Source organism: Paenibacillus sp. FSL H7-0703 (genome assembly GCF_038003485.1).
GTDB lineage: Bacteria > Bacillota > Bacilli > Paenibacillales > Paenibacillaceae > Paenibacillus > Paenibacillus polymyxa_B.
In genome coordinates, this window is sequence record NZ_JBBOPF010000001.1 from 4,291,197 (window position 1) to 4,302,593 (window position 11,397).

Here is an 11,397-nt window from a genome sequence, read left to right on the forward strand (position 1 = left end):
TAGCTTTTAAGTTCGGTTTATAGTTTGATGCTGTACTATGCATCCCGCTTCAGCGGATCGTTCTGGTGGCTGCGAATGAGCACGGAGGCGATAAAGCCCACAGACAGAACAGCTGCCAGCATCATAAATGTAGTTGTCTGATTACTGCCATTTCCCATCAAACGAATGGAAAGCGTAGGGGCTAGACTCGTACCGGCAAACAGGACGAAGGTATACAGTGAGACGGCTATAGCCCTTGCTGCACCGCCGAGCTGGCCGACGATTGCTATAAGTGAAGGGACACTCAGGGCAATGCCGCTGACAAAACATACACTCAATACTACGATAGCTATCAGAGAATGCGTCATTCCCATTAGTGCCAAACTGAGGATAGCAAGAATAAGGGCTGTACGTAATATAATATGCACACCGAATTTCTCGCCCAGCTTTCCGGCGAATGGTGAAAGAAGCATGCCGATGATACCAGCGGATCTGACATAAAGCATCTGTCGGCTATTCAGGCCAAATTCAGGGCCGCTAAGATAGCTACCCAAAACCGTATACATGCTCACAAAGGACATCAGGAGAACAAAAGCGACCGTGTAGGTTAACCATAAAGGATACGAGCGCAGGACGGTCCCTAATTGACTGAAAGCTGACCAAATGCGAATACCTCGTTGAGGGGAAGGGGTTTTAGGTAGGAAAAAAAGGACGATTAGGAAGGTAATTGCATACAAAACGCCTAGCATCCGAAATACCGTATTCCATCCCATTTGTTCGCTGATGACAATACTAAATACCTGTCCAGCAATGCCCGCTACTAGAAAACCGGTGCTGATAAAGCCGATAGCTGTTACCCGTTTTTCGGCCGGAAACATATCGACGGCGTATGCGAGAGCAACGGGAGAAAAGGTGGCTGCAGCCAAACCTTGAAGCAAGCGCAGTATAACCAATACAGAATACTGACTGGTTAAACTGATGGACAAAGAAATAATCGTTAGCGCGAGCAGTCCGGTGACGATAACCTGCTTTCGTCCAAAGCGGTCAGACAATCCACCATAAACAAGACATCCTGCCGCAAAGCCTAAGGAAAAGATACTGCCCGGCAGGGCTGCTTCAGCAAGCGTTTTTCCAAATACTTTAGCAAAGAAAGGGAGCAAAGGGATCGTCACATACAGGCTGGACATGACGACAACCGCCGACCAACATAGGATTACAGTCATCCATGCATAAGGGAGAGCAACATTTCCTTTCTGTATAACGGTATGATGGGTTCGTAATTTACTCATTAATTAAACACTCCTTAATCATAAAATAAGCAGCTTGTTAATACAAACAATTGAATATATTAGATAACCTAATTATATGTTTAAAAAAATTTATCTGCCCACCCCCAGTCTGCCTTCCATATAATGATGGATTTTTTCTATAATCCGTGAAAAAACGACCTGCTCCTCAGGCTCCAAAATACTCGCTAGTGAAGCACAGGAAGACCAAAAAACAGGGAGCACCTGCTGTACAAGATGAGAACCCGCTTCTGTAATGCGTACATGAATTTTACGTCGATCTGTAGAATTATGTTCTCTGATAATCCATCCTCGTTGCTCTGTCCAGTCCAGGAGGGATGTAACAGATGCACGCCGGATTCCTAGACGGTCGGCAATCATAGAGGGGCTCATCTGAGCCTGAGATTGGTGCAGTGTCAACAGCAACAACAGATCGAGCTTACTCTCTGTGAGGCCGTAAGCAGATAGATCTAGATCGATCGCGTCGAGCACGTTATCGCTCGTCCATAGCAAGAAGAGACCCATGCGGGCAAGTTTTCGATCCGTTCCTGCAAGGGCAGTTTGATCCATTAACTCCAGATAAGGTTCTGGACCCAGACGGGGAAGAGGTTGCTGGACGGTGTCCCGCTTACTTTGTTTTGGTGGCATACATTCACTCTTTTCATATAATTAGGTTATCTAACTATATATCAATATAGCGTATTGAAATGCATAAAACAATATCTAAAAAGAAATACTGCTACATTCAATGCAGAAGCAGGGTTAAAACTCGATAGAATGAACCAAACTGTGAATAGGTTACCAAAATGCGCCAATAGATAAGTGAAGGAGGCGTTCCTATGTTCCGCAAGCAGGAAAGAACGCTCATTATTGTATGTATAGTAATTGCGGCCATCATGCTATATGCCGTAATTAAAAGCATAGCTCGCTTGACTCCTTAGTTGGTAATCCAGAGTGATCTGCGATGTTTAAAATGTGAAATGAAGGAGTGAAACCCATTTGTCTTCACTGGACCCTGTATTGCTAAGCCGGATGCTGACCGGAATTACCCTGTTTGTTCATATCGTATTTGCATCCATCGGCGTCGGCGTACCCTTAATGATTGCACTAGCAGAATGGCGCGGGCTGCGAACTGGTGATCCGCATTATACACTGCTGGCCCGACGGTGGGCACGAGGGTTTGTCATTACCGTTGCCGTGGGTGTCGTTACAGGCACCTCCATTGGTCTGCAGCTCAGCTTGCTTTGGCCCACCTTTATGCGGGTGGCTGGACAAGCGATTGCGCTGCCCCTGTTTTTGGAGACGTTTGCTTTTTTCATCGAAGCTATATTCCTGGGCATCTACTTGTATACCTGGGATCGGTTTAAAAGCAAATATTTTCACCTAATGCTGCTCATCCCGGTAGCGATTGCCTCGTCTGCCTCAGCGGTTTTTATTACGACTGTGAACTCGTTCATGAACCAACCTCAAGGCTTTACACTCAAAAATGGAGTCATGACAAATATTCATCCCATCGAGGCTATGCTAAATCCGGCTACGCCAACCAAAGTGTCCCATGTATTGGCTTCTTCGTATACATTGAGCGCTGGTGTGCTGATGGGGCTGGCTGCTTACAGCATGCTGCGAGGGCGTAATCACCCTTATTTTAAAAAGGCGCTAAAGCTGACGGCCATCTGTACCATTGTGTTTGCCATCAGCACCGTGATGATTGGAGACGCATCCGGTAAATTTCTGGCCAAATATCAGCCGGAGAAGCTGGCTGCCGCCGAATGGCATTTTGATACGATGACGCACGCCCCCTTCGTATATGGCGGATACATGGATAAGAACGGTGAAATCAAATATGCCTTGAAAGTGCCTTATGCACTTAGTGTGTTGGCTGGTAATTTGCCCAGTACGGAGGTTAAGGGATTAAATGACTATCCGGTGGAGGAGCGTCCGCCGCTGTCTATTCATTATATGTTTGACCTCAAGATCACCACAGGAGTGCTGATTCTCGTCATCCCACTGCTGTATCTGATCCGTAAGCGTTTGCCAGGCCGCAAACCGTACCCCAGATGGCTACTGTTGGCGCTCATTCTGGTGGGGCCGATGGCGATGGTAGCTATTGAACTCGGATGGATGTTTGCGGAGGTCGGTAGACAGCCGTGGATTTTACGCGGATATATGAAAGTGTCCGAAGCAGCAACCACTTCTACGAGTGTCGGGTGGATGCTGGTGTTGTTTGTTATTTTGTATCTGGTGTTGTGTTTCTCGGCCATTAAGGTACTCAGCAAGCTATTCCGCAATAAGGATGCGGTGGAAGAGATAAGGCAGCTGGGCCTGGAAGGGGCTGAAGGCAAGTGAGCTATGAAATTGTAGGTATCGCCATTTTGTGGACGTTCCTGTTCGGATATTTGCTTGTGGCATCCATTGATTTTGGTGCAGGTTTTTTCAGCTTTTACAGTGTGTTAACAGGCCACCAGAACAAAATCCACAATATTATTCAACGGTATCTATCCCCGGTGTGGGAGGTAACAAACGTATTTCTCATCTTTTTTGTGGTGGGATTAAACGGGTTCTTCCCGGATGCGGCATATTACTATGGCACGGCGTTACTCGTTCCCGGCAGTATTGCGATTGTGCTTCTCGCCATCCGGGGAGTGTATTATGCGTACAATACGTATGGGCATTCTGGTAAAAATAATATCGTCTACATGGCGTTATACGGTGCGACAGGGTTGCTGATTCCGGCGGCACTGTCCACAGTTCTCGCTATTTCGGAGGGCGGCATTATTGTGGAAAACAGTACAGGTGTACACCTGCAATGGGGTCAGCTATTAAGTAATCCCTACACGTGGGCGGTTATTATTCTGGCGCTGGTGAGCGTGCTGTATATCTCGGCGATGTTTTTGGCCTATTATGCCAAAAGGGCGGGAGACAAGGTCGCTTTTGAAATTGTACGGGGATATGCGCTGCTTTGGAGCGGTCCAACGATTGTTGCGAGTCTGCTCGCATTTTTTCAGATTAACAAACAAAATCCAGATCATTTTACCAATATGCTGAACATAGCCTGGATGTTTGTTGCATCCTTCATATGCTTCGCGGGAGCAGTTTATCTGGTATGGCAGCGGCGGCATCTGGGGGTTTCATTTATATTGGTGATGCTGCAATTTGCATTTGCCTGGTATGGCTACGGCCGCTCGCATCTCCCGTATGTTCTGTATCCCTACATTAATGTCTACGACAGCTTTACAAATTCTACGATGGCGTATGCGTTGATTACGGCGTTTGTTGCGGGTCTGCTGGTGCTGATCCCTTCGCTGATTCTGATATTAAGATTGTTTCTATTCGATGCAAAATATGTGCGCGGACATGAAGGGAAGAAAGGGTGAGTTAGAGTGGCTGCTTTCGAGCATTTTACGATTATGTACGAGTCACCTATCATTATTGTCGTGGCGATTGTGTTTTTGTTTATTTATTCGGCACGCTTTAAAAATCCACAGGACTGACAACTACAGGTGGAACAGGCCTTCCTGATTGATGCGGGAGGTCTGTTTTTGCTGTATTATCGCAGAATTTCCTTTACAGACGTGATTGAATTATACTTTACATATATCAGGATGTTGCATCATTTCATGTTCACACTCGAGTGACAATATATAGTTAAATGGAACCGCTGTGTTTTTTGGAGAACGGGTTCATCAGGGAGGGAGCTGCATCATGCCCAAAGTGCGTTTTAACAATATGGATCATGTAAATACCGATAAAACAATCAAGCAATTCAGACAATGGAGGCAAGAGCGACGCAGCAAAATAAAGGATTATACGTTCGTTGTGCCAAACCATCCCCCGGAGCTGGAGTTCCTGCATAGCAATCGGGAGATGGCGACAGCGACCTGGGTGGGACATTCCACCTTTTTCATCCAGTATCTTGGGCTGAATATCGTCACCGATCCGGTATGGGCAGAGCGTATGGCTTTTGATAAAAGGTTGGCTCCGCCTGGCATTCGTATTCAGGATGTACCACCACTGGACATCATTCTGCTGTCTCATTCACATTATGATCATTTACATTTAGAATCGTTGCGGAAATTATATCGTGCAGATACGCTGATGCTCGTACCTTCGGGGTTAAAGGCGAAAATGATCCGCAAAGGTTTTCGAAACTGTCATGAGCTGCAATGGTGGGAGCATTTTACGGTAGGAGGGGTACGCTTCACATTTGTTCCAGCCCAGCATTGGACACGACGCACGCCGTTTGATACCAATACTTCACATTGGGGGGGATACGTTCTGCAAAATGAGCAGCAGGTGATTGGCTCTGCCACGTCCGTCACGGAATCCCATCCTCATTCGAATACAGATTCAGAGCATACACCGACGTTGTATTTTGTGGGAGACACTGGATATTTTCGTGGGTTTAAGGAGATTGGCGAGCGCTTTGCCATTGACCTGACCTTTATGCCGATTGGTGCGTATGAACCGGAATGGTTCATGACCTCGCAGCACGTGACACCGGAGGAGGCATTGCAAGGGTTTGTAGATTGCGGCGCAGATCAGATGATTCCGATGCACTACGGAGCCTTCAAGCTGGCGGATGATACGCCAAGAGAGGCGCTGGATCGTCTCGAAGCGGAGCGTGAGCGTATGGGTATTGCGAAGGAACGCATTCATGTTCTGGGGCACGGAGAGACGCTGAAAATTGGACGTCGCTGCTCAACTACAATCTGAGGAATTCGACATAATCCTTATATAAGAGGATTTTGCAAAAATCCAATAAGCGACTTCCAATGAATAAGATATAGATCGAAATGTTTTAGTTCGTCTATATCTTGTACTTCGGAGCGACTGGAATCGAATTTTGCAAAATCCTGATAAAAAAAGCGACTCTGCGGACAATTAATTTTGCCTGCCAAGCCGCTTTTTTTGGTTTTTAGCTATAATGCAGGATTAAACTGCTTCGGAATCACTCGCCAAAGAGGAATCGCTGTTGGCGATGGGATGACGAACGATTTTAACTTCATAGAACGTGATTTTATTTTCAATAATATAGTCCGGAATTTGACGGTGGCTATGGGATTCGCGGAATGCTTCGCTTTTCGTCCAGCCTTGGAAGTTCTCCTTTTCTTTCCAGCGTGTACTGATCGTTACTTCCTCATAATCCTTCGTGTTTTCAGTCAGCAGCACTTCCAGACCGAGAAAACCTTCCATTTTTTCAACTTTTCCTTCTTTGTTAAATCTTTCGATGAGTAGATGTGCATTGCCCGGTGTGATTTTAGATGTATTTGTAACGATAACCATATTAAATTCCTCCTGAATGATGTGGTATGGTCGGTATAATAACCGGATAGCCATTCTCAAATTTGATGGTAGCGTTCATTTCATAAATGTCGCGAAGAAAAGCAGACGTCAAAATCTCACGGGGTTCGCCGGCAACGGCGATTCGTCCCTTTTTAAGCGCAATCATATGATGACAATAGGCCGCAGCTTGCTGCAAATCATGCAGTACCATAACAATCGTCAAGCTGGACTCGTGATTGATACGCCGCAGCATATCCATAACTTCAAATTGGTGGGCGATATCCAGAAAAGTGGTCGGTTCATCGAGCAAAAGAATATCCGTTTGTTGGGCCAAGGCCATTGCAATTCGTGCTTTTTGTTGTTCACCTCCCGATAGAGTATGGAACATCCGATCTGCATAGGGCTGGATGCCCGTGATCTTCATGACATGGTCCACGATTTGCTGGTCCTGTCCGGTATGGCGTACCCTCAAGCCCTTGGCATGAGGAGATCTTCCGTAAGCGACCAGCTCGCGGACCGTCAATAACGGCAGCATATCCTTCATTTGCGGTAGCATTGTAATCGTCTGGGCAAAATCACGCCGCTTGTATTCCTGCACGGGCTTGCCGAGGACGGAAACCTGACCCTGATCCTGCTTGAGCAACCGGGTCATAATCCGCAAAAGCGTGGACTTGCCTGAACCGTTCGGTCCGACGATCGCAGTGAGCTGACCAGCGGGCAAGGTGATATTCACATCGTCCAGCTTGAAATACCCATGTTGTAAGGAGATATGCTCACCCTGAATGGCTGTCATCCGAAACTCCCCCGTTTCTTGAGCAGGATTAAGAAGAACGGTGCCCCGATGACGGCCAGCAAAATACCTACAGGCAGTTCAATCGGGTCAAACCAGGATCGTGCCACCGTATCTGCGAGAACAACCAGCGTTCCGCCGCCCACAATGGAAAGGGGAAGGAGGAAACGATAATCTTCCCCGATCAGCAGTCGTATGACGTGGGGAACAACCAGTCCTACAAAGCCGATCAACCCGGCTACACTGACTGCTGTACCGGCAAGCAGGGCAGAAAGCAGGATAATGAGCATACGTTGAAGCTCCACTCGCTGGCCCAGCAGCTGTGCTGAATCGTCGCCCAGCAGCAGTAAATTAGCAGGTTTAATCGCAAAGAAAGAGGCGATTAATCCAATGATGGCGTAAGGCGCCATGAACTCCAGATGATGCCAGCTTCTTCCGTTTAATCCGCCGGATAGCCAAGGAAGAACGGCCTGTACGCGGTCGCTGTACATGACCATTACGCCGTTGGTGAGTGCGCCCAGCAGCGCGTTGATCGCAACGCCAGCCAGCACAATTTTAACAGGCGATGCCCCTCGGTCCCAAGCCAGCAGATAAATGACGATTGCGCTCAGAAAGGCTCCCAAAAAGGCGGTTATCGGAAGAAGGTAGCTGAGCTGTGGAAGCATCACCATCGTAATGACGGCGGCAAGTCCACCTCCAGCCGATACACCAATAATGCCAGGGTCAGCCAATGGATTTTTCATCACACCTTGAAGAAGTGCTCCGGAAGCTGCAAGACAAGCTCCCACCAGTAAACCTACTAATACTCTAGGTAGCCGGAGATCCATCAGGATCGTGCGATATGTAGATTCATCATTATGTAGCAAAACATGATAGATTTCTTGAAGTGGAATCGACACCGAACCGTAGGCCAGACCGTACACAGAGACGGCCAGCAGTAGAATCGGAAGGGTAATCCAGGCGATGGTGCGTCTTCTGGCGCGCTGTAGTTTGTTCATCTCCATCGCCTATTTCGCCGGATACAGCTTTTGATGCATCAAATCCAGCGCTTTAGTGACACGTGTGCCCGGATTCGTACCGAACAGATCTGAAGGTAAAACCTCGACCTGATTATTTTTGACTGCTCGGATTCCGTTCCAAGCTGCATTTTCCTGCATTTCTTTTATAAATGCAGCTTTAACATCTTCCGTATTGCCATGAGTCATGATGAAGATGTAGTCAGGGTCAGCCTGTATGATGCGTTCTGTGTTCAGCTGCGCATATTGCGGGAAATTTTGCAGGCCCGGAAAATCAGCGGCGATGTTAGAGCCACCCGCAGCTTCCAGAATGTTTCCACTCAATGAATTCGGCAGTGCAGCCATGTACGTGGCCGGGGCTCCGTAGACGAGCAACACCTTCGGTTTGGAGGCAGAAGCGGTTTCCTTTTGCAGCTTGGTTACTTTTCGGTCAATTTGCTGGTTCAGCTTCACGGCCTGAGCCTGCTTTTGCAGTAATTGCCCGAACAGCGTAATTTGCGACTGAATATCGTGAACTGAATTGGCTCCTGTCAGCAGCAGCTGTGAACCGACTCCTTCAATGGCTGGAATGTCTTTTTCATTCATAGGATAATTGCCTAGCACGACATCCGGTTTGAGCATCGTAATTTTCTCCAGATCGACTTCATGAGTGGAGCCTATTTGCTGGACGTTCTCAGCAGCAGGTACGACGGCAGGTCCATTGGAGTTGGGCCTGCCCACGGCACTTCCACCCAATGCGTATATGATATCCAGATCGCCATTGCTGAGCGCAATGATATGTTGTGGGACCTTTTGAAACGCCAACGTCCGTTTTGAAAAATCAGTAACTTGAATCGCCGCACCGCTTGTCGTACCAGAAGTGGCAGATACGGATGCACTGGTTGGTTTATGATCTGCGGTCGAGGCACCATTACTACATCCGGTAACTGCCAATAAAAGCACTGCGGACGACCACAACATATAAGATTTCATGTTATTCCTCCTGCAATTTTTGAGTTAAACAATAATGATAATCATTTTCAATTATGTATAAGAGAATGATAATGAATATCACTGGGGATTGTCAATTGAAAAAAGCAAATTTTTAAATAAATTTTGAACTAAAAATAAAAGGGCCTATATTCGAATTATAGAAGAAGGAACTACAAATTTTTCTTAAAAAATAGCATATATCAAGGGATTATGTACATGCAAATACATATTGACATTTTCGAAAAGTGTAAGATATATTGGTGATGGGTTTACTTTATTTTGCGAAATTATGGAATAGAGAGGTGGGGAGACAAGCTCGAAAAGAGCTATTTTTTTTAAATTATTAATTGAGAATGATAATCAATTAGTTTATTCTCGTGGGGAGGGACTGCTGTCAAAATGAAGAAGGGGTATTCTGCAATTATTGCTGTGTTTCTGCTGGTGAGTGTGCTGAACTTTTGGCCAACTTCGTCATCTGTAGTAGCCGCTGCGGCTTCTCCAAAATTGGCGGATGGTACATACACGCTCAAATACAATATTCTCAAGGCAGAAAATGATTCGGTGTCCATGGCTAATGATTATTTTGAAAAACCAGCTAAGTTGTATGTAAAAAAAGGTCAAATGACCATGCAAATTAAGCTGAATCATAGCGAATGGACAACTGGGTTTAAAGTAGATTACAAAGGCAAAATCATCGATACAAAGGTCATCCATAAGGATGCCAAAACCGATACCCGCACCGTACAATTTCCAATTACGAGTGTGAACAGCCCGCTAATCTCTAAAATTCATGTTACTGTCCCTGCGTATAACTACGATCATGATTATACGATCCGCTTCGCTTTTGATTCCAAAAGCGTCAAAAAAATAGCAGCCGTCCAGTCAGCAAAATCAACTAAATCTTCCAAGAAGTAAATTCAAGCCATCTTTATCGTTCATAAAATCAACACAAATTGAAGCATAAAAAATTGAGGAGTGTGTGTAGATATGAATATGGCAATGAATCGCTTTGAGCAATTTTCTTTTAAGAAGGTATTTGTAGCATTGATCATGACAGCGCTTGTTTTTGCACTTGTTGCTCCATTCTCAGCTAAAGCGGCAGCAGCCGACGGCACGTATAACGTAGACTATACCGTTCTGAAGGATCAAACCAATGAAACTTCTCGATTGGATAGCTACCTGACGAAGCCTGCTCAGGTTACGGTAGCTAATGGCAAAAATGTCGTTCGTCTGACTGTGAAAAGCAGCAATCTGATTACAACGTTCAAAGTAGAGCAAAATGGCGTACTGCAAGATGCGACTGTGGTAAGCACAGATACTGCGAACAACACTCGTGTAGTGGAATTCGAAGTTGCTGATCTGAATGCAAAAGTGAATGCTTACGCTGAAATCACAATTCCAGTAATCGGCTACACAGGCAAGTACGATGTACAACTGCAATTCGACGAAATCTAATCCAAAATAAAACGTAAAAGGAGATTAAGAACATGAACATGATTATGAATCGTATGGAAAAATTGTCTTTGAAAAAAGTAATGCTTACTGTACTGATGGCAGCGCTTGTTTTTGTGGTATTAGCTCCATTTTCTGCCAATAAAGCGAACGCGGCTTTGCCTAATGGAACGTATCAATTGCCTTATACCGTTTATAAAGATGGAACGACTCAGCCATCTTACATGGATACAAATGGTTATGTGAAAAAACCAGCCACACTGATTGTTACGAATGGTCAATATAAAGTGAGAGTAGCTATTACCAAAAGTGCTTGGGTTACTGAATTCAAAACTCAACAAAACGGTCAGTATGTGAATGCGACTGTAGTAAGCACATCAGGGGATACAAGAATAGTCGAATTCCCTGTAACTAGCCCGTCTCAAAAATTGAACGTTAAACTGCATGTAAGTGTGCCTGCAGAATACACTGGTGGCATTCCGTACGATCACGACTATGTTGTTCAATTCCAATTCGACGACAGCGATATCTAAGACTTCTTTTTGAAAATATAATTTTGAATTGAATACTCATTTGGAGCTTAGTTTCAAAGCTCCAAATGAGTATATTTTAAGTAGGG

At 45.6% G+C, this 11,397-nt stretch carries 13 protein-coding genes; 7 read left to right on the top strand and 6 right to left on the bottom strand.

Features of this window, described 5'->3' with window-relative positions; translation table 11 throughout:
* Positions 1-35 precede the first annotated feature (35 nt).
* Both MHB46_RS18970 and MHB46_RS18975 read right to left on the bottom strand, forming a co-directional pair.
* Positions 36-1,268: an MFS transporter gene (locus MHB46_RS18970; protein WP_341163113.1), complete on the bottom strand. Its 1,233-nt coding sequence runs from the start codon at positions 1,266-1,268 to the stop codon at positions 36-38.
* Positions 1,269-1,358: 90 nt separating this feature from the next.
* A complete protein-coding gene (locus MHB46_RS18975; RefSeq protein WP_165179344.1) occupies positions 1,359-1,913 on the bottom strand; it encodes a MarR family winged helix-turn-helix transcriptional regulator in 555 nt (184 codons plus the stop codon).
* 351 nt (positions 1,914-2,264) lie between these two features.
* Between MHB46_RS18975 and MHB46_RS18980 the strand changes: the two genes are divergently transcribed.
* The 4 genes from MHB46_RS18980 to MHB46_RS18990 all read left to right on the top strand — a co-directional run bounded on the left by MHB46_RS18980 (position 2,265) and on the right by MHB46_RS18990 (position 5,978).
* Positions 2,265-3,611, top strand: coding sequence for a cytochrome ubiquinol oxidase subunit I (locus MHB46_RS18980; RefSeq protein ID WP_341163114.1), 1,347 nt, complete (start codon positions 2,265-2,267; stop codon positions 3,609-3,611).
* A complete protein-coding gene (locus MHB46_RS18985; protein WP_103050321.1) occupies positions 3,608-4,639 on the top strand; it encodes a cytochrome d ubiquinol oxidase subunit II in 1,032 nt (343 codons plus the stop codon). Before MHB46_RS18980 ends, MHB46_RS18985 begins: the two co-directional genes overlap by 4 nt.
* 6 nt (positions 4,640-4,645) lie before the next feature.
* The gene (gene cydS / locus MHB46_RS26265; RefSeq protein ID WP_007432143.1) at positions 4,646-4,756 is read left to right on the top strand and encodes a cytochrome bd oxidase small subunit CydS; all 111 of its coding nucleotides are present in this window, start codon (positions 4,646-4,648) and stop codon (positions 4,754-4,756) included.
* Between the two features lie 211 nt (positions 4,757-4,967).
* A complete protein-coding gene (locus tag MHB46_RS18990; protein ID WP_341163115.1) occupies positions 4,968-5,978 on the top strand; it encodes an MBL fold metallo-hydrolase in 1,011 nt (336 codons plus the stop codon).
* A gap of 219 nt (positions 5,979-6,197) precedes the next feature.
* Here the strand turns inward: MHB46_RS18990 and isdG are convergent, their stop codons facing one another.
* Genes isdG through MHB46_RS19010 form a run of 4 tightly spaced genes read right to left on the bottom strand, consistent with a single transcriptional unit; the run spans position 6,198 to position 9,326 of the window.
* Positions 6,198-6,548, bottom strand: coding sequence for a heme oxygenase (isdG, locus tag MHB46_RS18995; RefSeq protein ID WP_061831483.1), 351 nt, complete (start codon positions 6,546-6,548; stop codon positions 6,198-6,200).
* A gap of 1 nt (position 6,549) precedes the next feature.
* Complete coding sequence (locus tag MHB46_RS19000; protein WP_341163116.1) at positions 6,550-7,341, bottom strand: ABC transporter ATP-binding protein; 792 nt, start codon at positions 7,339-7,341, stop codon at positions 6,550-6,552.
* Positions 7,338-8,336 (bottom strand): FecCD family ABC transporter permease, encoded by a 999-nt coding sequence (locus tag MHB46_RS19005; protein ID WP_341163117.1) that lies wholly within the window; start codon positions 8,334-8,336, stop codon positions 7,338-7,340. The genes MHB46_RS19000 and MHB46_RS19005 overlap by 4 nt, the downstream gene beginning before the upstream one ends.
* A 9-nt stretch (positions 8,337-8,345) precedes the next feature.
* Positions 8,346-9,326 (bottom strand): ABC transporter substrate-binding protein, encoded by a 981-nt coding sequence (locus MHB46_RS19010; protein ID WP_341163118.1) that lies wholly within the window; start codon positions 9,324-9,326, stop codon positions 8,346-8,348.
* A gap of 399 nt (positions 9,327-9,725) precedes the next feature.
* On the opposite strand from MHB46_RS19010, the gene isdC reads away from it, so the two are divergent.
* The 3 genes from isdC (at position 9,726) to MHB46_RS19025 (ending at position 11,311) form a co-directional block, all read left to right on the top strand.
* Positions 9,726-10,241 carry a heme uptake protein IsdC gene (gene isdC, locus MHB46_RS19015; protein WP_341163119.1) on the top strand — a complete coding sequence of 172 codons (516 nt, stop codon included), beginning with the start codon at positions 9,726-9,728 and terminating at the stop codon, positions 10,239-10,241.
* Between the two features lie 72 nt (positions 10,242-10,313).
* Positions 10,314-10,781 (top strand): NEAT domain-containing protein, encoded by a 468-nt coding sequence (locus MHB46_RS19020; protein ID WP_341163120.1) that lies wholly within the window; start codon positions 10,314-10,316, stop codon positions 10,779-10,781.
* A 32-nt stretch (positions 10,782-10,813) separates the two neighbouring features.
* Positions 10,814-11,311, top strand: a complete 498-nt coding sequence (locus MHB46_RS19025) for an NEAT domain-containing protein (RefSeq protein ID WP_039273678.1) — start codon at positions 10,814-10,816, stop codon at positions 11,309-11,311.
* Positions 11,312-11,397: the final 86 nt, after the last annotated feature.

Coding starts and splice junctions, on each gene's coding strand:
- MHB46_RS18970 (WP_341163113.1), bottom strand. CDS start 1,268: ATGAGTAAATTACGAACCCATCATACCGTTATACAGAAAGGAAATGTT.
- MHB46_RS18975 (WP_165179344.1), bottom strand. CDS start 1,913: ATGCCACCAAAACAAAGTAAGCGGGACACCGTCCAGCAACCTCTTCCC.
- MHB46_RS18990 (WP_341163115.1), top strand. CDS start 4,968: ATGCCCAAAGTGCGTTTTAACAATATGGATCATGTAAATACCGATAAA.
- isdG (WP_061831483.1), bottom strand. CDS start 6,548: ATGGTTATCGTTACAAATACATCTAAAATCACACCGGGCAATGCACAT.
- MHB46_RS19000 (WP_341163116.1), bottom strand. CDS start 7,341: ATGACAGCCATTCAGGGTGAGCATATCTCCTTACAACATGGGTATTTC.
- MHB46_RS19005 (WP_341163117.1), bottom strand. CDS start 8,336: ATGAACAAACTACAGCGCGCCAGAAGACGCACCATCGCCTGGATTACC.
- MHB46_RS19010 (WP_341163118.1), bottom strand. CDS start 9,326: ATGAAATCTTATATGTTGTGGTCGTCCGCAGTGCTTTTATTGGCAGTT.
- isdC (WP_341163119.1), top strand. CDS start 9,726: ATGAAGAAGGGGTATTCTGCAATTATTGCTGTGTTTCTGCTGGTGAGT.
- MHB46_RS19020 (WP_341163120.1), top strand. CDS start 10,314: ATGAATATGGCAATGAATCGCTTTGAGCAATTTTCTTTTAAGAAGGTA.
- MHB46_RS19025 (WP_039273678.1), top strand. CDS start 10,814: ATGAACATGATTATGAATCGTATGGAAAAATTGTCTTTGAAAAAAGTA.